The sequence below is a fragment of the Ktedonobacter sp. SOSP1-52 genome (assembly GCF_016587395.1).
On the sequence record NZ_BNJH01000003.1, the window covers coordinates 1 to 20,808 of the forward strand.

Below are 20,808 nucleotides of genomic sequence, written 5' to 3' on the forward strand. Positions count from 1 at the left end.
GCCAACTGTTGAGTTTACGCCTGAACCTGAGGAGGTGAAGGCTCCAGTATCTGAGGCTTCCACTGCCAGTGATTCCGAGAGGACGGAACCCGGGCATAAACCCAGCAAACCTATTCACTACCTTGTAGGGACGCATACCGATCCTGGTATTAAGCGGAAGCACAAGCCAAACGAGGATAGCTTCTTTGCGGCCAGGGGGGTATGTAGTGTCTATGGTGAGGTTCTGCCATTTGGCCTCTTTGTGGTGGCTGATGGCATGGGGGGGCATGCCGCAGGACGCGATGCCAGCCGCCTGGCTATCCAGACCATCGTAAACTTTATGGTTCCCAATCTACGGGCGGAGAACGATCTGCCACGCGAGGGCCTGGTGCGCCTTCTGGTGGATGGTGTGCAGCAGGCCAACCAGGCGGTACACCAGCACAATATGGAGCTACATGCCGACATGGGAACCACGATGACTGCGGCCTTCATCGTGGCTGACACCGCCTATGTGACCAATGTTGGTGATAGTCGCACCTATCTCTACCGCCAGGGTGAGCCGCTACGCAAAGTGACCAATGATCACTCGGTCGTGGCAAGCCTGGTCGAGGCTGGTATTATCCAGCCAGATGATATCTATACTCATCCTAAACGCAACCAGATTTATCGTAGCCTTGGCGAGAAGACCGCCATTGAGATTGATGCCTTTGAAGAGCAGGTATACGATGGTGACCTGTTGCTGCTCTGCTCCGATGGACTCTGGGATATGGTCCGTGATCCACAAATCGAGCATATGATCAAACAGCCACAGAAGGATGTGCAGGGCATCGCAGATGCCCTGGTTCAGGCCGCCTTGCGTGAGGGCGGCGATGACAATGTGAGCGTGATTGTGGTGGGGATACGGGAGGCGCAAGGGGAATCCCGGGGACGTGGTTTCCAGGTGCTTGCCAAGCCTGACACGGTCCAGTTACCCCAACTCACGTGAAATTGTCGCCTCTTACTCACTGTGCTATAATCATTGCAGCATCTTCTTGCCTCTGTCGATATTCGGCAGAGGCTTGTATTGGGAGGAACGCTTGTGTCTCTTGGGTACTTATACGCGGGTATTCTGTTAGTAGCCGGTTTTGTTTTTGTTATTCTTGCAACTACGGTCTCTAACATACTCTCACCCCATAAAAAAACAAAAGAAAAAGCCCAGACCTATGAGTCTGGTGAAAAGCCAATTGGCTCGGCCTGGGTACAATATCCACTTGGTTTCTACATCTTTGCCCTACTCTTTGTGGCCTTTGATGTGGATATTGTGTTTATCATTTCCTGGGCAGTCATCTTCAAGCAATTAAGTGTTTTTGGTTTTGTCGAGATGCTCTTCTTTATCTTAATACTCGCGCTTGGCTTGGTGTATGCCTGGCGTAAGGGAGTGACACGATGGATCTAGTACCACGTTCTACAAATATGCCTAGTGCGACAACGGGCTATCGTGACCAGAACGCTGCTCTGGCTCGCGACCTGGCTCCGCTCTCGCAGATCACAGGCAAGCCTGTCAATGCTACCACGCTCAAAGGGGATTTCCTGGGCCTGGTCGTTGATAAAGAGAACCTGGTGGCCGTCTGTCGCTTTGTGCGCGACCAGCTAGGATTTGATTTATTGGTGTGCGTCTCGGGTGCCGATATGCTTGATCACCTGGAGTCGGTCTATCACCTGCGCTCAACCACGCGCGCGCAGTTGCTACAGATCAAGGTACGTATCGAGCGCGAGAAGCCGGAAGTTGATAGCGTGGTCTCGGTCTATCCAACTGCTAACTGGTTGGAGCGCGAGACCTACGACATGTATGGCATTCGCTTCGCGGGCCATCCTGATCTCCGCCGTATGTTGCTGGATGATGACTTCGAAGGCTATCCCTTGCTGAAGGACTTCAAACAGGTGCCAATGACCGCAAAGCCTCGGGCGACCACGCAGATTGATCCAAATATGGCAGTCTCGGGCAAATTCCAGCAGCAGCACCTGGAGCGCGTGGTGCAGAAGAAACTGGGTCAGGGACTGGAGGAGCGCCTCCATCCTGGTACCCCAACCTTCGGCCATGCTTTCCAGGATTATCAAGAGGCGGGCGAACAGCAGGCCGATACGGAATGAGTGCCTTATCGGAAACCTGAGCGCGGAGCGCTAGCCACGAGAGTGGCGCCGCGCCCCCGAATGGAGGTTGGATTCCGCATTAAAAGGCCACTTGGGAAGTTGAAAGCACGTCTGATAGAGAGCGTTTAACAGACACTTGTGGATCGCTTTCTTTCTATTGCAGAAGAACGTGAGTGTGGGCTATGCCAAAGGCCAGGACGCATCGTAGAGGCGCGGGACGCAGTCGTACTGAGAGCCAGAAACAGGGTCGTGAAACACAGGGCGTCGGCAAGGTCGCACCAGGCCAGGACAGGGAGGCGCGCGCGAACGGAAAGAGTCGCGCAGGGGAGGCAGGACAGACGTTGGGGCGTGCCGCACGCTCAGGGTCTTTGGCACGTTCTAAGGGAGTGCCCCGGGCAAGAAGTGGTACACAGGGAGTGATGATGCCCATCCTCGTCGCTTGTGTTTGTTTTGGGACGGCGGTAGCACTAGCATTTTTCTCGGCGGACCCTAATCGCTACCTGTTTAGTGCTCTGGCGACACTCATGGGATGTATGTGGTCCTATATGTTCTGGGTCCGCCTGCGACGCCTGCAACGCAGATGAAACTATTGGCAGGCACTGAAACATACTAAACGAGGAAACCTCATGGCTACAAACCAAGAGATAAATATTCCGGTCGGCATCGTGAGCGAGGGTGGCGAACTAAAGTCTCAGGAGATGTTACTCAACCTGGGACCTCAGCATCCAAGTACACACGGCGTCTTGCGTCTGCTGCTCACGCTTGAGGGCGAGACGGTCGTCGATTGCACCCCGGTTATTGGTTATCTGCATCGCGGTATCGAAAAGATTCTGGAGAATCGCCCTATTATGGGCGGCATCCGTTACATGGACAACGCGGATTACCTCTCGCCTATGCTCAATGAGACCGCCTATGCCGGCGCTGTCGAGCAGTTGATGGGAATTGAGCTGCCACGCCGCGCGCAGTATATCCGCCTGATTACTAACGAATTACAGCGCATCGCCAGCCACCTCGTGGCCGTGGGTACCTATCTGCTCGACCTGGGCGCGACCACCCCTGTCATCTGGGCCTTCCGTGATCGCGAAACCATCCTCTCGCTCTTTGAGGCGCTGGGTGGTAGCCGCTTTAACGTGAACTATATGCGCGTGGGTGGTGTCCTGCACGACTTGCCCAAGGGCTGGCTCAAAGAGTGCGAGGAATTTCTCGACCAGTTTGTGAAGAATCATGCCGAATTGACGGCCTTGATTACTGGCAATGAAATCTTTGAGGCTCGTACCCAGGGCGTCGGCTATATTGATCCACAGCAGGCCCTGGCCTATGGCCTGACTGGTCCGATGCTGCGCGCCAGTGGTATCAACTGGGATTTGCGTGTGAATCGTCCCTATATGGCGTATCGTGAGATAGCAGTGAACCCCCAGGTGCGCCAGGAGGGCGACTGCTACGCCCGTTATTGCGTACGTATGGCTGAAATGCTCGAGAGCGTGCGCCTCTGCCGCGAAGCGATTGATAAGCTTCCGGGTGGCCCTATCAGCACACGCACACCGATCGCGCTGCGTCCTCCACGTGGTGAGACCTACTTCGCGGTCGAGAGCAGCAAGGGTGAGCTGGGCGTCTACTTCATCAGCGATGGCAGTGAGTATCCCTGGCGCGCGAAGCTACGTGGCCCTTCCTTTGTCAATCTGCAAATTGTGCCTGAGCTACTGCGTGGTCATAAAATGAGCGACACCATCGCGATCATGGGTAGCACCGATATTGTGTTGGGTGAGGTTGACCGCTAATGCCTCCTGGCATTCAGGTGGAATGGGCGCTTCAGGTGCCGTTCCTCGCTGAATGCTCCGGGTACCTACCTTCAATGGTTAGTAAACAAGGCGAAATGGCCGCTTCTGCACCCGGCATCCGGTAAGCAGAAGCGTGTTCGTTCGCGCTGGAGTCATCTACGATGTTTACAGTTCTTGCTGATGATGGATTGTGGACACAACTGGTCAATGGCATTCTCTCATGGGATACCTTGCAGTTTGTGGTCGCCTTCCTCTCAATATTTGGTTTCGTGCTTACGAGCGCGACCATCCTGGTTCTGCTAGAGCGCAAGGTTATTGCCTGGGTGCAGGACCGTCTTGGCCCTTATCATACTGGCCCCTATGGTCTGCTGCAGAGCGTCGCTGACGTGCTCAAGCTCCTGCTGAAAGAGGATGTTCACACCGCTGATAGCGACCTGCTCCTCTTCTGGCTGGCACCCGCCGTCTTCCTGGCGCCGGCCATCGCGACCTTCGCTGTGCTGCCCTTCTCGCCCTATATCGGGGTGCCGGGAACAGCCCTGGCGACTGGTGTCGTCTACTACGTCGCTATCAGTTCAATCGATGTTGTGGGCGTGGTCATGGCTGGTTGGAGCTCCAACAACAAGTATGCCTTGATTGGTGGCCTGCGTGCTGCCGCCCAAATGATCTCGTATGAGCTACCTCTGTTCCTCTCGCTCGTGGGCGTGATCATGCTGACCAGCGTGCTGGCGGGTCATCCTGGTTATCCCGGTGTGTCGGGCATTGGTACCGTCTCCCTGCGTGAGATTCAGAACTTCCAGAACATCTGGAGTAAGACCGGCAATCCAGTGCTGGACTTCCTCTTCGAAGGCTTCACGCCCTGGGCCTGGTTTATCCTGGTACAGCCTCTGATGATCCTCATCTACTACACCTGTGGCCTGGCCGAGACCAACCGCGCGCCCTTCGACCTGCCTGAGGCCGAGTCCGAGCTGGTCGCTGGCCATATGACAGAGTACAGCGGTATGCGCTGGGCGATGTTCTTCCTGGGTGAGTATGGCAATATGACCGTGGTATCAGCGATAACGGCCTATATGTTCCTGGGTGGCTTTGCTGGCCCTGGTGTCTCCTACCTGGTTGGCTTAAACAACATCTGGTGGGGCCTGGTTGGTAACCTGCTGGGCCTGGTCTACCTGGTTCTCAAGGTCTACCTGCTCTGCTTCGTCTTCATCTGGATTCGCGCCACGTTGCCACGTCTGCGCGCCGACCAGTTGATGCAATTTAGCTGGCTGATCTTGATGCCGGTTACCCTGGCCAATATCATCGTCACTGGCGGTGTCTACCTGATCTTCGACGCGTTTCACTTCCCCATCGTGGCCTTCCTGGTGACGCTGGGTGTGATTAACTGGATATCGGTCTATGGCTTTATCCAGCTGGTGCACCGTGCGACTGTGGCTTCGACCCGCCGCGCCCAGGCTCCCGCGATCCGCGCGCAGCGCCGTGCGGCTGCCGTGGCTGGCTTACAGTTGCGCGATGGCGTCCCCGCCCGTGCTCAACTGACCGCTGGTGGTTCCGAGAAATAAATATCAAGCACAAAAAATACCTGCTGGGAATGCTCCCAGCAGGTATTTTTTGTGCTTTTGACGACGCTAGATACCATAGAGTGCCAGAGTGAGGGCGGCGATCCCGATAGTGACGAGCGAGCCCGCGATGACCTGTCCCGTCGTGTGGCGATGCAGGACCACGCGCGACCAGCAGACCAGTGCCACCAGGGCATAGGCTGGCAGGACGACCTGGCCATAGAGGGCGGTCAGCAGGGTCACAGCCCCCGCCAGTGAGGAGGCGTGAATACTGATCTTCCAGCGGCCCCAGAGCGTGACCAGCATCATGATGCAGCCAATAAAGAGTGTCATGAGAAGGGCGGTTCGCAGCGTATGAGGTCCGTGAATAAGTCCTAAGAGGGAGAATACCACGAGAACAGAGAGCAGACAGATGATAAAGGGGCCGACACGCTGTGAACGTTTGCTTACATCCATATCCGTAAATTTACCGAGCTTGACACCAATCAGAATGTACAGCATAGGACCCACGCTCACGAAGAAGAGCGTGAGCAGGGTATAGCCGATGGCCTGTAGCTGGTTACTGGTGCGGTAGAGCGCTACCAGGAGGATCGTTGGGATAGATACGACTGGTGGTGAGAGAATGGCTGAAATAGAATGTGCAATCCGCAGACGCAAGGTCCGCGGTGGCAGCCCGGCGGGGGAAACGCCGGTACTGAGAGTATTTGACATGCTCCTGCCTTTCAAAATGAGGTCGTTGAGGATTCCGCGCTAACGGGATACCCGAGTACCTGGCTGGCAGTTGTCGTAAAGGGGTGTGCGTCTCCGCTACACCAGACTTGGAGCGATCCCTGCTCAGGTGAGGCCTGATCAATGGGATGTGCGATGCCAGCCTGCTCAAGAAGAAAACGAGTGCGACGAGCGATAGCAGCACCGCTATCGATAACCTGGACGTCCGGGCCTACGACTTGCCGAATAGCTTCATGCAGGGCGGGAAAATGGGTGCAGCCCAACACCAGGACATCAATGTCGTGCTGGAGCAGGGGATGCAGAGACTGGCGTAAGACCGCCTCAACCTCTGGTCCCTGTAGCTGTCCCTTTTCAACGAGTGTAACCAGTTCGGAGCAGCCCTGAGCATAGACTTCGACGCCAGTGGCGAAATCCTCGATGAGCTGTTGCAGGTATGCAGATTTGGCTGCTTGATTGGTTGCGGCCACGCCAATACGCCCCTTTCGGGTCAGGCTGGCTGCGGGCTTGACTGCGGGCACCACGCCAACAAAGGGCACGTCAGGGAACGAGAGACGGAGCGCTTCAAGAGCTGCCTGTGAGGCTGTGTTACAGGCGACAACGATGAGTTTGACACCTCGCTCCAGCAAAAAACGACTGGCCTGCTTTGCCAGTTCGATAATCTCTGCTTCGCTCCGTACGCCATAGGGACAGTGTTTGGTGTCCCCATAGTAGAGAAAGTCCTCGTGCGGGAGAACCTTTCTCAGCTCGGTAAGAATGGTTAAGCCCCCAGCGCCCGAGTCATAGACGCCAATAGGAGCGTAGGGGCGATGTGTATCATCGCCCCTGCTCTCATGCCTGGCCAGGGGAGAGAGTGACTCGACTCCCTCTCCCAGCATTGTATGCACTTGTCCCTCATCAAAATTCGTGTTACGAACGTTCATGCTTTCCCTTGAAAAACCTCTTGTCTAAGCATCAAAACTGCGAAATTCATGCTGCTCACCAAAGACGTGGCGTAGCGTATCGCTGATCTCGCCCAGCGTCGCATAGGCCTCCACCGCCTCGATGATTAGCGGCATCAAGTTCTCGCTACCACGCGCCGCCGCTTCCAGCGCTTGCAAGCGCTGTTGAACCTGCTCGTTATCGCGGCGCTGGCGCAGGGCTGCGAGTTTGGCTGCCTGCCTACGCCCGATGGCTGGATCAACGCGTAGCAGCTCGGCTGGTGGCTCGTGTTGCTGGGTGAAGCGATTTACGCCAACCACAATCGCCTCCTCTTGCTCAAGTGCGAGCTGATAGGTATACGCGGCCTGCTCGATCTCGGACTGCATATAGCCAAGCTCAATCGCGCGTACGCTTCCACCCAACTCGTCAATTTTCTGAATGTAGGCCCAGGCCTGCTCTTCGAGCTGGGTCGTCAGGGACTCGACAAAGTAGGAGCCTGCCAGTGGGTCCACGACATCGGCGACCCCGGTCTCATAGCCCAGGATCTGTTGTGTGCGCAGGGCCAGGCGCGCCGAGTCCTCAGTGGGAAGCGAGAGGGCCTCGTCCTTGGAATTGGTATGCAGGGACTGGGTGCCTCCCAGCACGGCCGCCATGGCCTGATATGCCGTGCGCACCACGTTATTATCAGGCTGCTGAGCCGTGAGTGTCGAGCCAGCCGTCTGCGTATGGAAGCGAAGCATTAGTGAGCGTGGGTCCTGGGCATGGAAGCGCTCACGCATAATATGCGCCCACATCTGACGTGCCGCGCGAAACTTGGCGATCTCCTCAAAGAAATTGTTATGGCAATTAAAGAAGAACGAGAGCTGTCCCGCGAACTTATCGACGTTGAGCCCAGCATCGAGAGCTGCCTGCACATAGCTAATGGCATTAGAGAGCGTAAAGGCGATCTCCTGCGCCGCCGTCGAGCCAGCCTCGCGAATATGATAGCCACTAATACTAATCGTATTCCAACGCGGAATATTCTCGGCACAGTACTGGAAGATATCCGTAATGATCCGCATCGAGTGCTGGGGCGGATAAATATAGGTGCCGCGCGCGATATACTCTTTAAGCACATCGTTCTGGATGGTACCCGAGATCTTGTGCAGATCGGCTCCCTGCTTCTTAGCCACCGCGATATAGAGCGCGAGTAGGATGCTAGCCGTAGCGTTAATCGTCATGGAGGTGCTGATGCGTTCCAGGGGCAGACCAGCGAGCAGGGTCTCCATATCTTCCAGGCTGGAGATCGAGACGCCTACCTTGCCAACCTCGCCCTCAGAGAGCGCGTGGTCCGCGTCATAGCCAATCTGGGTGGGGAGATCAAAGGCCACCGAGAGGCCAGTTGTACCCTGTGAGAGCAGGTAATGATAGCGTTTATTTGACTCCTCGGCGGTGCCAAAGCCCGCGTACTGGCGCATGGTCCAGAGGCGTGAGCGGTACATGGTGGGCTGGACACCGCGTGTATAGGGGAACTCACCGGGGAAACCTATCCGTTCGTGTAAGTCGAGCGCTTGTACATCTTCTGCGGTATAAAGGGGTTGTACTGGTATGTGTGAACTGGTCTCAAAGCGGTCTTTGCGTTCCGCCGCTTTCTCCTGTGCTTTGCGCAGAGTGGTAGCGCGCCACTCCTCTGCACTCCGACTAACATGCTGCTGCATAGCAGTCCTCCTTATTGCATACCAATGGCATTATACCATATTGCCGAGCAGATGCCTCTGACGACAAAGGATGAGTCAAGGGGATAATGGTGATGTCGAGGTGCGCGGGCATCCGCCCGCGCACCTCGACATCACCATCTTTGGTAGTTATTTGATAGCTATCTGATAGCTATTTGATAGTCTTTAGTCTTCGCATTTCGCCAATAGCTGTGTATACTAGTTTAGGATGTTCAGTCAGAAACGTTAGGGGCAAAGCAGATGGGTAGCGAGATAGCTCTCTTGAAAGAGCAGATCGAGCAAGAGTATGATGCGGCACATAGTGGTTTGCATGGCCTGGCAAGCGGGACCGCACGACATGTCTTTATTCATACGCGTATGCAAAACATTGAGCGCTATCATCGGCGCCTGCGTGCTCTTGTGGGGGAGAATGCCGCGGATGATGTGCTCTGTTGTGTCCATGATACAAGCCGTCTGCGCTGGGTGAGAAAATATCCTACTCAATCACCCTAACCCACCACTTTGACCACCATCAGTATTGATTAGCAGCGGGCCTCTCACAGGAGAGGTCCTGCTGGTCAATACCTTTTATACGTGCTAGCGAGCTAGCTCTCCTGCTCCCCAGCGATAATGATCAGCACTTCACCCTGGTCGACCGCCTGGCCCTTTTTGACACGCACCTCTTGAATGGTGCCGCTGATGGGGGCATTCAGGTCATTCTCCATTTTCATGGCTTCGAGAATCACCACCGTTGCGCCCTCTTGAACCGTTGCGCCAGGCTCAATCGGGACTCCAACCACCAGGCCCGGCATTGGAGCCGCGACCGAGGCCATTCCGCTGGCCGCGCTTCCCTTCACCAGACTTGAGAGCAGGCGCGTACGTTCATCTTCAACCTTGATCTCAAAGCGCTGGCCCGCGATATGAATTTCGTAGGTCTCACTATCTCTCTGATCGGCCCTGGTAATGCGGCGGGCGAATATATCATAGGAGCGACTGGCGAGGATCAGGCTAAAATGACCGCCAGATTCGCCTGAGGACTGGCTCTGGCTGGCCAGTGTTGCGACCTGGCGCCAGTCGATGGGGAAGGTCGTCTCTTCCAGTTGAATGCTCTGGCTGGCCCCATTGTCGCCAGTTGTGACCCGGTAGGTCTCTTTGCTTGCTTGACTAGTAGCGATATACGTCATTGTACGTTTCTACCCCTGGCTTATATAGCAAATAGCATGAGCGTAACCAAGGACCTCTTCACAAGTGAGTTGGCACGCCCATAGACGGCTTCTGGTATTCGCGTGTGGTGTGTAAGCATCCTCACGTCCTGTTATTGTACCATATTCTGTTTCCAGGCTTCCCCTGGCTAAGAATATGTTTGCTAAAGGGAATCTAGCCAGTCAATTTGGAGAGTCGAGCCAGCATGAGTCGACTGAGAGCCACATGGATGAATGCCTCGCTCGTATCGCAGCGACCCTCAAAGTCGCGTGAGAGGCGTCGACAGCGAGAGATCCAAGAGAACGTTCGCTCCACCACCCATCGACGGGGTTGGACCTGGAAGCGATGGGGCGTGCGCAGTTTGATGATCTGCACGCTCCAGCCAAACTGCTCTTGGATCCAATCGGCAAACGTGCCAGCGTATGCGCTATCGACCCACACATGTTTCATGCGAGGATATCGGTCAGGCCCATCGGCAAGCAAGAGCCTGCCGCCATCACGATCCTGGATGTCGGCAGCATGCACGCGCACTGTCTGCGCGAAGCCTTCGGTATCAACGAGCAGATGGCGTTTTCTGCCGAACCTTTTTTTTCCGCATCGTAGCCGCGCTCTTCACCGCGCACCGCGCTGGTCTGGATGGTTTGGCTATCGATGCTTCCAGCAGAAGGGTCTTCCTCACGCCCCAACTCTTGGCGCAGACGTTTGCGCAAGTGACTGTGGATGCGTTCCCAGGTGCCATCGAGCTTCCAGTCACGGAAGTACTGATACACCGTCTGCCAGTTGGGCAAATCGTGAGGCATCATGCGCCACGGCTCTCCGCTGCGCAGAATGTACAGGATGCCATTGATGATCTCCCGCCGCTCAATTTCGGCTGGCCGGCCTTCGGTCGAAGGCTTGGGCACCAAGGGCTCAAGAATGGCCCATTGGGCGTCAGTAACATCACTTGGGTACGCTGGTCGATTCCGGTGGGGAAGCATCACTCTGACTCCTTCTTCTGGCTCAGTTGGTCGCTACGATCTCCTTTCTTTTCTTTCTCGACAACTTTTCCATTAGCAAACAGTTTCTAAGAAGCGGATAGATGCTATAGGAGCCTTCAAGGGTTCTGATGGTGCTGGTATCGAAGAAAGATATGCACGGGAGAGACGCACAGGCTATCTTTTTTTCGTGTGCGTGGTTAGTTCTAGTAAGGGAATGCCAGGTGCTAATGAGTAGGTATTATGGTTAACCTGATCGCCAACACTATTGCGTTGATTATTGCTCTTGCCTCCCAGAGTATTGAGCAGGTCAGGGAGCAGGGAGTACGAATTGTTATTGACCTGGTAGCCAATGGCGTTTCCCTGATTGTTGACCTGACTACCAGGAGCGTTGAGTTGCTTTCCAATAAAATTGCCTTGATTGTTGACCTGGTTCCCGCTATTGGAAGAATTGTCCTGGTTGTTGCCCAGGTTATAGCCTCGATTGCCATCATTTCCCTGGTCGTAGCCATAATAGTATGCGTTATTACTATCAAAACCATTATCATTGTTGCTGCTGTATTGATTATTCTTCTGCGTATTGACCTGGTTCTCAATAAAGCTATCTTGATTGATCACCTGGTTTCCACTGTTGCTGCTATTATCCATGTTGTTGCCCGAGTTGTAGCCCTGGTTGCCATCATTTCCCTGGTTACTGCCCCAATAATAATTGTTGTTACTATTAATACCACCATCATTTCCACTGCTGTATTGATTATTCACCTGGTAACTTTTGGAGTGTGGAAATCTGGCAGGTGTGTACCTCGAAGAGGCGAACGCGGTTGCAGGCAGACCCGCCAGAAGGAGTATCGCGATTACCTGGCTTATAACAATGAGGCACAAGTTCTTTTTGCAGAGAGAAAGTATCATCGTGCGCTCCTGTCTAATTAGTCTCTCAATGAAAAATGTTGAAATCAGGGCTTATTGCTGCTCAATTCAAAACCCTGCCTCCACTAGTGTACCGCTTGCCAGAACTGGCTTATTCGTATGTGCTAGTACGAAGAGTTAAGGGAGTAGTGGTGGAAATAGAACGTGTTTACCTGATTATAATCAGGTAGAAGCGGTTGAGCGCGAAAAATTTCTAACATTCCTCTAATATTTCTCCTATGTGCTTCTAACAGTTTGTATGGCATACTCGCTTGCAGAGAATTAGTAAAGAGTAGTTATGCTGAAAGAAGAGGATCATGTCAGCAGCGCGCGAAGAGCCACAGGGAGAGATGAGCAGAAGAACGCCTCATAACCGGGTGGTAAGACGTTGTGCCAATTGTGATATTGAGATCCTCTGGTCCCCAGTCATCATGCATGGCGTGACATATTGTTGTCCCGGGTGTGCGGCGGGCGGGCCATGTAGCTGCGACTACTCACAGTATCCTTCGGTGAACATTGCCGGTGTCATCCATTATCAGAACGAGGGTGATGTTTCTGATGAGGATGGACCCGTGCAAGAGGCATAAACGTTCTGTTTGTTATAAGGAGTTGTAAAGTGGCTAAGATTCGACCTGTTGGTGATCGCGTGGTTGTAAAGCCAGCGGCAAAAGAGGAAGTAACCAGAAGCGGCATCGTTATTCCTGACACTGCCAAAGAGAAGCCCCAGGAAGGGACTGTCATCGCCGTCGGTAGCGGTCGCTTGCTTGATAATGGTGAGCGCGCGACCATCGATATCAAAGAGGGTGATCGCGTCCTGTTCGCCAAATATGGCGGCACCGAGTTCAAGCTGGAAGGTGAAGAGTACCTCGTTCTTAAAGAGAGCGACATTCTCGCCATCGTTGGTTAACGACAAGCCCCCGATTGGGAGAAATGTTGGTGCTTTAAGCACCCAATCTTACCCAGTTGCGAGATAGAAAAGGATACAGGATTAGACATATGGCAAAACAGGTAGTATTTAATGATGAGGCGCGTCGTGCCTTGAAGCGCGGTATTGATACCCTGGCCAGCGCTGTTAAGACGACCCTTGGTCCTAAGGGCCGTAACGTTGCCCTGGACAAGAAATTTGGTGCTCCTTCCGTCACGCATGATGGCGTGACCGTTGCTAAGGAGATCGAGCTGGAAGATCCCTGGGAGAATATGGGCGCGCAGCTGCTCAAAGAGGCCGCGACCAGGACCAATGATATCGCGGGTGATGGCACCACCACTGCCACCGTTCTGGCTCAGGCTATCGTTACCGAGGGTCTGAAGAACCTGGCCGCGGGTGCCAATCCTATGCAGCTCAAATACGGTATCGATAAGGGGACCGAGGCCATTGTCGCCTACCTGCGTCAGCTGGCGATTCCCGTTGAGGGCAAGAAGGAGATCGCTCAGATCGCTTCGATCTCGGCTGCCGATGAGCAGATTGGTGAGCTGATCGCCGACGTGATGGACAAGGTCGGTAAAGACGGCGTTATCACGGTCGAGGAGTCTCGCGGTATCAACTTCGAGACCGAGTATGTCGAAGGTATGCAGTTCGACAAAGGCTACATCTCTCCCTACTTTGTGACCAACACCGAGAAGATGGAGACCTCCCTTGAGAACCCCTATATCCTGATTACCGACAAGAAGATCAGCGCGGTTCAGGATATTCTCCCCGTGATCGAGAAGATTGTCCAGCAGGGTCGCCGCGAGATCGTCATTATCGCGGAAGATGTCGATGGTGAGGCTCTGCCTACCCTGGTCGTCAATAAATTGCGTGGTATCCTCAATATTCTAGCTGTCAAAGCTCCTGGCTTTGGTGATCGCCGTAAAGAGATGCTCCGCGATATCGCCACCCTGACCGGTGGACAGGTGATCAGCGAGGAGATGGGTCGTCGCCTGGATAGCGCAGATCTCTCTGACCTGGGTACAGCCCGCCTGGTGACCTCCAGTAAGGATGCCACCACTATCATTGAAGGCCATGGTGATGTCTCCGAGATTCAGGGCCGCATCCAACAGATCAAGGCCCAGATTGCAGAGACCACTAGCGACTATGACCGCGAGAAGCTTCAGGAGCGCCTTGCCAAGCTCTCTGGTGGCGTTGCCGTTATTAAGGTTGGTGCTGGCACCGAGGTCGAGCTGAAGTATCGCCAGACCCGCGTGGAGGACGCGCTCTCCGCGACCCGCGCCGGTGTGGAAGAGGGTATTGTCCCTGGCGGTGGTGTGGCCCTGGTGAACGCTGTCGAGGCTCTGAACAACCTCAACCTTGAGGGCGATGCTGCGACCGGCGCCTCCATCCTGCGCCGTGCGCTCGAAGAGCCCCTGCGTCAGCTGGCCGTCAACGGCGGTAAAGATGGCTCCGTCGTGGTCGAGGGTGTGCGCCGTGCTCAAAAGGAGCAGAACAGCAACCATATCGGCTACAACGTTCTGAGCGATACCTACGTCGATATGGTGGAGGCTGGTATCATCGATCCTGCTAAGGTGACGCGTTCTGCCCTACAGAACGCGACCAGCATCGCGGCGATGATCCTGACCACCGAGGCCCTGGTCACCGATATTCCTGAGAAGGAAAAAGCGGCCGCTCCCGCTATGCCCGAGTACTAGTCGTTCGTGTAGCGACAGACAGAAGCGCGGCAGCCCAGTACTGGGCTGCCGCGCTTTGCTTTGTGTTGTGTCTCATGAGAGGAAATGCATTGAGTCGAGCATATGCTGAAGATATTTCGTCAATGCTTCTTGATAGATATCCTGGGGCGTGTACATCTGAATATTGTAGTAGGTCTGCTTATAGCGCACGGTAAGTGAGTTCACATGGACAACGTTGCCGCTGGTAAGTGTGACCAGTCCTTCTTTCTGCTGCCAGACCTGGTTGGCGATCTGCGGTTGAGCCGTGAGCGTCTGAGTAGGTTGGACCTGAGCCACGCTCTGATTGCTGCTCAGGGCGCTCAGGACCTCTTGATTTAAGTCATCGGGACCGCGAAGCGTTCTAGTGGTTTTCTCACTGTAGTGCACGATGGCAAACTGAACGCTCTGATCTTCTGACGAGAGCGTGACCGTGGTTCGGACATCGCTTTTATCAGGCGCGTTAAGCGTCCAGCCTGTGGGATATTGAAAGGAGAGATTGAGGTCTGGATCACTCTCTAGCATATAGGCTGTTGTAGTAGGGTGCGGTGTGCTTTGGTCGGCTGTTAGCTGAGGCACTGGCGTGGTCGTATGTGTATCTGAGGCGACTATGTCGAGCGCACGTGTCGTGTGGAGCGGCATGGGCCGAGCATGCTCTCCTCCCAGGCGTAGAAGGCCATAGGTGATGCCCGCTCCCACAAGTGGTGGGAGCAGCAGCAGCAGTCCCAGGAGGAGAACGCTGGGCAGCGCTCTCTCTGCACGGACATGCCTTTTTTTGCCTGGTGTGAGTGGTACCATTCGTGTCGCGGGTGCATTCACCCGTATCAGGCTGGCGGGAATAGTTGTAGGCCACGCAGGGGTGCCCATGGGGAGATAGGAATAGGTCTGTGTGGATCGAGGGGAAGTGGATATGACTTCGGCATTCGCGCCGCAGACGCTACACTTCCCATTTCCACCCCTCGCCTCCGCCTGATCGGCTGCGCAATGCGTACATTTCATAGAGTTTTTTCCTTGGTTTAGTCGCCTGGCGGAAGAAGCGTGCAATCGAAGCGTACGACGCCACTTCGCCTGTCGGTAACAACTTTTTGGACCTGGAGTTGAATTGGCTCGCCTATATTGACGCCCACATCATCGACATCGAGCACGCGGCATTCAAAGCGGCGCTCTGGATTGGTCTCATCTGCCAGTACGCAGCGTACATAACGATGCTCTTCACCCTGAATGGTGGTTTTTTTGTCCTGTTTCTTTGACCACTAAGATGCCTGCACGAATCATAGTGTCTGCTCCTTTGGGCAGTTTTTGCCCCGAAAATAGTATCTGTGTTGGATTATTGGCCGAGAGCGTCGCGTTTGTCAACCTTTTGTGAGGACATCGGAGAAACTATATATGTGAGTTTGCTGCCTGGATAAGAGCAAAGAGACCTGTGAACATGCACCACAGGTCTCTTCTTTTTAGTCTTCATTTTTATTTTGCGGCTACTGTCTCTTCACGCGCAGCCACAACGGGAACCTGGAAGGGCTTGCCAAAGCGGCGGCGCAGCAGCATGGCCAGAGCTGGCCAACCATCTTTCCAGGGGGCAAGTTTTTTGTCCTGGCGCGGGTAGTAACTGATTGGTACCTCAAGGATGGTGTAGCCAGCTTGGAGGAGGCAGGAGGTAATTTCGGGCTCGATTTCGAAGCGGCGACCTTCCATCGGCAGTGCTTTGGCAACCTCGCATGGAAGCATTTTGTAGCAGGTCTCCATATCGTGAATGCGACTGCCAAAAAGGATGTTGGTCATTGTGGTCAGGAAGCGATTTCCCCAGCGTGTGGTAAACTTCTGTTCCGCGAGGTTGCGATAACCGTAGACCGCGATGTGGTTTAAGCCCTGGGCCTTTCCCTCTTCCCATTTACGGACGAGTGCTGGCAGATCCTGAGGATCATATTCCATGTCTGCGTCCTGGATGGTGACCATATCACCGGTAACCAGGGCAAAGCCCGTGCGTAGACCGACGCCTTTCCCCTGATTATGCTCATGGCGCACATAATGGTAGGTATTGAATGGGGCTTGTTGGCGCATCTCTTGAAGGATCTCCCAGGTGCGGTCGGTTGACGCGTCGTCTACCACCACAACCTCCACGTTGAGATCTACTTCAGACAGTTTGGTGAGTATGGTCAGTACAGTTTTCTCTTCGTTATAAACTGGTACAATCACCGAAAGACGCATAAGATAATGCCTCGCTTCTCCTCTTAATGACAGGTAAATATATTTAGAATGACCTTCTTATAAAAACGGATGACGCAAAGGATAGCAACGCTATGACTAAAAGGGCTATTGATTCCATACGTCAATGACCTCCGGTCTCAGACCGGAGGGTTGTTGTTACCTCTGGACTCCACCGCACCTCAGCGTACCTTCGTAGGCGCGCTGCTTTGGCTTCACGGCCCGAGGCATCAGGGATGATTGACAAGCATCCCGTCCTGATCCAGTCGTGCCGGACCAGGAGCGTTCTCATGGTGATATTCCTCGCGCTAACCAGATCGGCGTGCAGGCAGTAATGACACTGCTGGCACACAAACAGCAACCCTTTGTGTGGGCGGTTCTTCTCGGATGTATGCCCACACATCGGACACGCCTTTGAGGTGTAATCGGCATCCACTTTGATGGCGAGCGACCCGACAAGCGCAGCCTTGTAGCTGATGAGCGCATGCAACTGGGCAAAGGACCACTGAGAGTAGACGCGATTGGCTTTGCGCGCCTTGGGAGAAACTGGCTCGTAGCCCTTGCCGTTCTTCTTGCGCTTGCGCTTTCTGCGCCTGGTTCGCTCTCGGATATCCGTCAATTGTTCTAGCCCAAGAAGGGTGTGTGGATGCTGCTCAACGATCTGTTTGGCGAAGGTGTGATTGGCTTGCAATTTCAACCATCTCTCTCGTTTCTCGATACGTCTGAGGCGACGTTTCGCGCCACGAGTGCCTTTTTGCTGCAAGCGTTTGCGTAAGCGTGCGTAATGTTTGGCTTGGTGTCGAACTCGTTTGCCTGGATAAAAGCTCGCTTTGCCTGTAGAGGTGCAAGTCACGGCCAGGTAACGAATGCCCACATCCGCACCGACTACCTCTTGAAGGTGTTCGGCTCTTGGCTCAGGGACGTCAATGGAGAGGGCGACAAGCAAGTACAACCGTTTCTTGGAGGCATCATACCACAATTTCGCATCCCCGACGGTAGCTCCCTGCCGAATGAGCGTGATGTGTTTGCCATACCCCTGGTAGGTAACGCTGATCCGTCCATTGAGCGTGCCGATGCTGACCTGCTGGTTTCGCTGAAAGGTGTAGTCGCGCTCATAGGTGTATTGCACCGTCGGAGATGTGTAGTGTGGTGGCTGATCTAAGCCTTTAAAGCGCTTTTTGGTGAGCTTTGCGCGGCGATGCTCGGCATTTTTCTTGAGTTTGGTCCACAGGCCCTTGTAGGTGGTGGCAACCTGCCGCTCAACACTACAGGCGAGTTGGGAAGGGAGACGATACCGAGCACGTAACTCAGCATATATGCCCTTGTGCAGCCTGCTCACGCTGCTGGGTTTGCCCTGCTCGAAGGCATAGCGACTCACCGCATTAAGGGCATAGCGATACGCCAGTGATAGCAGAGATATTGACACGACAACAGGGGCCATAGATCGCGTCTGCCTTGAGATTGCCTGCTAGTCCTGCCTGGGTTGCGTGGGCGCTTATGTTTGCATGTCCTAGGTACGGAATGTAGCGACGACGATCCCTTGCGCGCGTTGTCTCCCTCTCACCAATTCCCTCATTGAAGCGTATTTGTCGCTGTTTATGCCTCCGTCTTTTTGGCAGAAGAAAAAGACGGATGGGGAGGGATGCAACGTTTTTCTATCTTCGTGCGATGGAAAGGTGAGATCTCAAAAACACTGAGAGGAAAAGCATGGAACTCTCACATAAAGTCGCTGCGGATGGCTCACCGGTGGGCCGTCTCTATGAGCAACATGGTCCGGCGCTTTTTGCTTATTTGAGTCAACAGACCGGCTCGCACGAGGCCGCGGAGGATGTGCTAGTGGAAGTCTTCGTGGCCGCGCTTGAGACGGAGAGGTTTGTCCGGATGAGCGAAAAAGAGCAGGTGTCCTGGCTCTGGCGGGTAACACGGAACAAGGCGGTGGACGCTTATCGCCGCTCACAGGTCAGGCGCGGGCTGGATCTGAGCCTGGTGGCTGACTATATCGACGATAAGGAACGTTCTCCCGAGCTGATTATGCTGCAGCGAGAGGCGTCCGCGCTTTTACAGACCTACCTGGATCGGCTTTCTCCTGGCCAGCGGAGGGCTATCCAGCTACGTTTCGCCCATGGCCTGCGCAGTTCGGAGATTGCGACGTTGATGGGTAAACGCGAGGGGAGCGTGCGTTCGCTCATGGCTCGCGCGCTCAATTTCTTGCGCACGCTCTACGAAAAGGAGCAGGAAGAGGCGCATTTATGACACAAAATCGCGATTTTTTCACACCCGAGAGCGTGGATGAGCAGGTTGAGCAGTTTTCCTCGCGCCAGCCAGGCGAACCAGCGCACCTGGAACCGGGCGGAGCGCCTGCTCAAGCGGAAACGCGCCGCGTCAGGGATTTCCCGGCGAACGAGGATGGGCAGGACGCATCGGCGCGTCTGGTCAAGGAGCTCCAAGCCTTTTACCAGGCTGATTACGAGCAAAACCGGGCCTTCCTCGCGCGCGCCAGGCGGCGGATCGCGGCTCACCAGTTCGCTAAATATGATGTCAATCAGGCGCGGAGCTCGATGGATTCCGCTCCTATGCAACGTTTTTCTCAAGAAAGGACTCGTAAGATGCAATCTCCCCGTTCAGCGGAGCAGTCCACGGGCAGAAGGTTGTCCCGCGGCCTCGGCCTGCTGGCTGCTGTCCTGGTGGCAGGACTGCTGGTGAGCACGCTGGCTGTGGTGCTGACCCTCAATCACGGCCAGCAGGGCAGCCAGGGTATTGGCGGAGCAAAGGCGACCGTGACCAGCGCGCCCACGCCTACGCCAGTGTCCGCCGGCACAATACTCTCTACGCGAAAATCCCCGGCGGGAACCAATTTCGGCTCAGCCGCGTGGTCGCCAGATGGCACGCGCATGGCCGCGCCGGCTATAGATCCGAAAACCGCCAAGACGCTGCTGTATATTTGGGACGTCGCAAGCGGAAAGAATCTCAAGACGATTCCTCTAGACGTGGCGGATCTCGGTGAGGTGCTGTGGTCACCGACGGGCAAGTACCTGGCGCTGGACAATCTGCAGACCATTGTGATTGTCGACAGCCAGACTGGTGCGGTTGTCAAAACCATCAAGTACCAGGCGCCGACGGCCTTCAATGTCTCTGGCGCGCGTCAGTCCCTACTTTCTAGTGCCGCCCGGCTTGGTGGCGGGTTTGGCTTTTATTCCGTGGCCTGGAGCCCGGATGGCGCGTCTCTGGCGGTCGATGTATCCAATATCACCTCGGGGAAAGTAGTGTTGCTAGATCCGCTGACCGGCGCGGTAAAAACCACTTTCAGCGCGCAGGCGGCGCCCATCGGGCTCGCGCTGGCCTTTTCCAGCGATGGGAAGTACCTGGCCGTGTCCTACTCGAATGACTCAAAAATTGTGGTTTGGAGCGTTGCTACGCAACAAGTTGTTTTTGTGTTGGGCAATGCCCAAGCCATGACCATTGCGTGGCAGCCTGGTACCTATAACCTGGCGCGAAGTACGTTTACCTCGGTGGAGCTCTGGGATGTAAACGCACAAAAGCTACTCAAGACCTATAAAGGTCTTTCGGCCTTCGCCTGGTCGCCTGATGGGAAGGAACTGGCGGCGTACACCTCGCCTTTCGCTCATCCATTCTCTCGGACAAAGACCAGCAAAGTGACCATCCTCGACGCGGACACCGAAGTGCAGGTTGGGCTCTATACCAGCCAGAACCAGATGATCTTCTCAGCCTCCTGGTCACCCGATGGCCGCTCTATAGCCACTAGCGAGTCTTCGGCTAGCAGCAACCAGATCGTCGTCTGGGCCGCGTAACCACCGCGTGGCATTTGACTACATACAAGGCGTGGCAAGGTTTGTTGCAGGCAAAATCCTGATGTGCTCAAATCGTGCTATCGCCTTGTATTCCCCGATTGGGCATGAAGCCTTGTTATATCCCCCAGTTCGTGCTAACCAGGCATTGGGGAAGACGAATTTACAAAGTGTCGAGGAAGAAGCCGCCTCGGGAGCGGCTTGCCCAAACATATTCCTGCCTCTGTTCATGATTCGGGGCAAGTGTGCATGTTTCAGGGCATTTACCAGCAGGCTCGTCTGTCGATGTCAAAGAAATG

At 54.8% G+C, this 20,808-nt stretch carries 21 protein-coding genes; 12 read left to right on the forward strand and 9 right to left on the reverse strand.

The window, feature by feature from the left end; translation table 11 throughout:
* The 6 genes from JMJ16_RS25685 to JMJ16_RS25710 form a co-directional block, all read left to right on the forward strand.
* A partial coding sequence (locus JMJ16_RS25685; RefSeq protein WP_201386207.1) for a PP2C family serine/threonine-protein phosphatase occupies window positions 1–964 on the forward strand: 964 nt, incomplete at its 5' end.
* A 93-nt stretch (window positions 965–1,057) separates the two neighbouring features.
* The gene (locus JMJ16_RS25690) at window positions 1,058–1,414 is read left to right on the forward strand and encodes an NADH-quinone oxidoreductase subunit A (RefSeq protein ID WP_201370859.1); all 357 of its coding nucleotides are present in this window, start codon (window positions 1,058–1,060) and stop codon (window positions 1,412–1,414) included.
* The gene (locus JMJ16_RS25695) at window positions 1,405–2,109 is read left to right on the forward strand and encodes an NADH-quinone oxidoreductase subunit C (RefSeq protein ID WP_201370860.1); all 705 of its coding nucleotides are present in this window, start codon (window positions 1,405–1,407) and stop codon (window positions 2,107–2,109) included. Before JMJ16_RS25690 ends, JMJ16_RS25695 begins: the two co-directional genes overlap by 10 nt.
* A 182-nt stretch (window positions 2,110–2,291) precedes the next feature.
* Complete coding sequence (locus tag JMJ16_RS25700) at window positions 2,292–2,693, forward strand: hypothetical protein (protein WP_201386208.1); 402 nt, start codon at window positions 2,292–2,294, stop codon at window positions 2,691–2,693.
* 42 nt (window positions 2,694–2,735) lie between these two features.
* Window positions 2,736–3,887, forward strand: a complete 1,152-nt coding sequence (locus JMJ16_RS25705; RefSeq protein WP_201386209.1) for an NADH-quinone oxidoreductase subunit D — start codon at window positions 2,736–2,738, stop codon at window positions 3,885–3,887.
* A 161-nt stretch (window positions 3,888–4,048) separates the two neighbouring features.
* On the forward strand, window positions 4,049–5,443 hold the full coding sequence (locus tag JMJ16_RS25710) for a complex I subunit 1 family protein (RefSeq protein WP_201386211.1): 1,395 nt from the start codon (window positions 4,049–4,051) through the stop codon (window positions 5,441–5,443).
* A 66-nt stretch (window positions 5,444–5,509) separates the two neighbouring features.
* Here JMJ16_RS25710 and JMJ16_RS25715 read toward each other — a convergent pair whose 3' ends face one another.
* The 3 genes from JMJ16_RS25715 to JMJ16_RS25725 are packed head-to-tail and all read right to left on the reverse strand — an operon-like array spanning window position 5,510 to window position 8,784.
* A complete protein-coding gene (locus JMJ16_RS25715) occupies window positions 5,510–6,151 on the reverse strand; it encodes a hypothetical protein (protein WP_201386213.1) in 642 nt (213 codons plus the stop codon).
* 11 nt (window positions 6,152–6,162) lie between these two features.
* On the reverse strand, window positions 6,163–7,089 hold the full coding sequence (gene murI, locus JMJ16_RS25720; RefSeq protein WP_201386214.1) for a glutamate racemase: 927 nt from the start codon (window positions 7,087–7,089) through the stop codon (window positions 6,163–6,165).
* Between the two features lie 24 nt (window positions 7,090–7,113).
* Window positions 7,114–8,784 carry a methylmalonyl-CoA mutase gene (locus tag JMJ16_RS25725; protein ID WP_201386215.1) on the reverse strand — a complete coding sequence of 557 codons (1,671 nt, stop codon included), beginning with the start codon at window positions 8,782–8,784 and terminating at the stop codon, window positions 7,114–7,116.
* A 258-nt stretch (window positions 8,785–9,042) separates the two neighbouring features.
* On the opposite strand from JMJ16_RS25725, the gene JMJ16_RS25730 reads away from it, so the two are divergent.
* The gene (locus tag JMJ16_RS25730) at window positions 9,043–9,294 is read left to right on the forward strand and encodes a hypothetical protein (RefSeq protein WP_201386216.1); all 252 of its coding nucleotides are present in this window, start codon (window positions 9,043–9,045) and stop codon (window positions 9,292–9,294) included.
* 92 nt (window positions 9,295–9,386) lie between these two features.
* Here JMJ16_RS25730 and JMJ16_RS25735 read toward each other — a convergent pair whose 3' ends face one another.
* The 3 genes from JMJ16_RS25735 to JMJ16_RS25745 all read right to left on the reverse strand — a co-directional run bounded on the left by JMJ16_RS25735 (window position 9,387) and on the right by JMJ16_RS25745 (window position 11,867).
* Window positions 9,387–9,965, reverse strand: a complete 579-nt coding sequence (locus JMJ16_RS25735; RefSeq protein WP_201386217.1) for a biotin/lipoyl-containing protein — start codon at window positions 9,963–9,965, stop codon at window positions 9,387–9,389.
* 193 nt (window positions 9,966–10,158) lie between these two features.
* Window positions 10,159–10,961, reverse strand: a protein-coding gene (locus JMJ16_RS25740) for an IS5 family transposase (protein WP_201386218.1) whose coding sequence is annotated in 2 segments (ribosomal slippage) — window positions 10,159–10,562 and window positions 10,562–10,961 — 804 coding nt in all. Because the reading frame shifts where the segments join, the coding sequence is not laid out codon by codon here.
* A gap of 174 nt (window positions 10,962–11,135) precedes the next feature.
* Window positions 11,136–11,867 (reverse strand): hypothetical protein, encoded by a 732-nt coding sequence (locus JMJ16_RS25745; protein WP_201386219.1) that lies wholly within the window; start codon window positions 11,865–11,867, stop codon window positions 11,136–11,138.
* A gap of 314 nt (window positions 11,868–12,181) precedes the next feature.
* Between JMJ16_RS25745 and JMJ16_RS25750 the strand changes: the two genes are divergently transcribed.
* From JMJ16_RS25750 to groL, 3 genes are all read left to right on the forward strand, one after another.
* Window positions 12,182–12,451 (forward strand): hypothetical protein, encoded by a 270-nt coding sequence (locus JMJ16_RS25750; protein WP_007907688.1) that lies wholly within the window; start codon window positions 12,182–12,184, stop codon window positions 12,449–12,451.
* Between the two features lie 29 nt (window positions 12,452–12,480).
* Window positions 12,481–12,771 carry a co-chaperone GroES gene (gene groES, locus JMJ16_RS25755; protein WP_201370871.1) on the forward strand — a complete coding sequence of 97 codons (291 nt, stop codon included), beginning with the start codon at window positions 12,481–12,483 and terminating at the stop codon, window positions 12,769–12,771.
* Between the two features lie 89 nt (window positions 12,772–12,860).
* Window positions 12,861–14,486 (forward strand): chaperonin GroEL, encoded by a 1,626-nt coding sequence (gene groL, locus JMJ16_RS25760; protein WP_201380620.1) that lies wholly within the window; start codon window positions 12,861–12,863, stop codon window positions 14,484–14,486.
* Between the two features lie 72 nt (window positions 14,487–14,558).
* Here groL and JMJ16_RS25765 read toward each other — a convergent pair whose 3' ends face one another.
* The 3 genes from JMJ16_RS25765 to JMJ16_RS25775 all read right to left on the reverse strand — a co-directional run bounded on the left by JMJ16_RS25765 (window position 14,559) and on the right by JMJ16_RS25775 (window position 18,144).
* A complete protein-coding gene (locus JMJ16_RS25765) occupies window positions 14,559–15,500 on the reverse strand; it encodes a hypothetical protein (protein WP_201386221.1) in 942 nt (313 codons plus the stop codon).
* Between the two features lie 465 nt (window positions 15,501–15,965).
* Window positions 15,966–16,706: a glycosyltransferase family 2 protein gene (locus JMJ16_RS25770; RefSeq protein ID WP_201386223.1), complete on the reverse strand. Its 741-nt coding sequence runs from the start codon at window positions 16,704–16,706 to the stop codon at window positions 15,966–15,968.
* A 121-nt stretch (window positions 16,707–16,827) separates the two neighbouring features.
* Window positions 16,828–18,144: an RNA-guided endonuclease TnpB family protein gene (locus JMJ16_RS25775; RefSeq protein ID WP_201386225.1), complete on the reverse strand. Its 1,317-nt coding sequence runs from the start codon at window positions 18,142–18,144 to the stop codon at window positions 16,828–16,830.
* A 266-nt stretch (window positions 18,145–18,410) separates the two neighbouring features.
* On the opposite strand from JMJ16_RS25775, the gene JMJ16_RS25780 reads away from it, so the two are divergent.
* A complete protein-coding gene (locus JMJ16_RS25780; protein ID WP_201386226.1) occupies window positions 18,411–18,956 on the forward strand; it encodes an RNA polymerase sigma factor in 546 nt (181 codons plus the stop codon).
* Window positions 18,953–20,512 (forward strand): WD40 repeat domain-containing protein, encoded by a 1,560-nt coding sequence (locus JMJ16_RS25785; protein ID WP_201389155.1) that lies wholly within the window; start codon window positions 18,953–18,955, stop codon window positions 20,510–20,512. The genes JMJ16_RS25780 and JMJ16_RS25785 overlap by 4 nt, the downstream gene beginning before the upstream one ends.
* Window positions 20,513–20,808 lie beyond the last annotated feature (296 nt).

Bases quoted from the DNA above. Each gene is read 5' to 3' on its own strand.
- JMJ16_RS25710 (WP_201386211.1), top strand. From the start codon at position 4,049: ATGTTTACAGTTCTTGCTGATGATGGATTGTGGACACAACTGGTCAAT.
- JMJ16_RS25715 (WP_201386213.1), bottom strand. From the start codon at position 6,151: ATGTCAAATACTCTCAGTACCGGCGTTTCCCCCGCCGGGCTGCCACCG.
- JMJ16_RS25735 (WP_201386217.1), bottom strand. From the start codon at position 9,965: ATGACGTATATCGCTACTAGTCAAGCAAGCAAAGAGACCTACCGGGTC.
- JMJ16_RS25780 (WP_201386226.1), top strand. From the start codon at position 18,411: ATGGAACTCTCACATAAAGTCGCTGCGGATGGCTCACCGGTGGGCCGT.
- JMJ16_RS25775 (WP_201386225.1), bottom strand. From the start codon at position 18,144: ATGGCCCCTGTTGTCGTGTCAATATCTCTGCTATCACTGGCGTATCGC.
- JMJ16_RS25765 (WP_201386221.1), bottom strand. From the start codon at position 15,500: ATGAAATGTACGCATTGCGCAGCCGATCAGGCGGAGGCGAGGGGTGGA.
- JMJ16_RS25700 (WP_201386208.1), top strand. From the start codon at position 2,292: ATGCCAAAGGCCAGGACGCATCGTAGAGGCGCGGGACGCAGTCGTACT.
- groL (WP_201380620.1), top strand. From the start codon at position 12,861: ATGGCAAAACAGGTAGTATTTAATGATGAGGCGCGTCGTGCCTTGAAG.
- JMJ16_RS25785 (WP_201389155.1), top strand. From the start codon at position 18,953: ATGACACAAAATCGCGATTTTTTCACACCCGAGAGCGTGGATGAGCAG.
- JMJ16_RS25750 (WP_007907688.1), top strand. From the start codon at position 12,182: ATGTCAGCAGCGCGCGAAGAGCCACAGGGAGAGATGAGCAGAAGAACG.
- JMJ16_RS25745 (WP_201386219.1), bottom strand. From the start codon at position 11,867: ATGATACTTTCTCTCTGCAAAAAGAACTTGTGCCTCATTGTTATAAGC.
- JMJ16_RS25770 (WP_201386223.1), bottom strand. From the start codon at position 16,706: ATGCGTCTTTCGGTGATTGTACCAGTTTATAACGAAGAGAAAACTGTA.
- murI (WP_201386214.1), bottom strand. From the start codon at position 7,089: ATGAACGTTCGTAACACGAATTTTGATGAGGGACAAGTGCATACAATG.
- JMJ16_RS25725 (WP_201386215.1), bottom strand. From the start codon at position 8,784: ATGCAGCAGCATGTTAGTCGGAGTGCAGAGGAGTGGCGCGCTACCACT.
- JMJ16_RS25695 (WP_201370860.1), top strand. From the start codon at position 1,405: ATGGATCTAGTACCACGTTCTACAAATATGCCTAGTGCGACAACGGGC.
- JMJ16_RS25705 (WP_201386209.1), top strand. From the start codon at position 2,736: ATGGCTACAAACCAAGAGATAAATATTCCGGTCGGCATCGTGAGCGAG.
- JMJ16_RS25730 (WP_201386216.1), top strand. From the start codon at position 9,043: ATGGGTAGCGAGATAGCTCTCTTGAAAGAGCAGATCGAGCAAGAGTAT.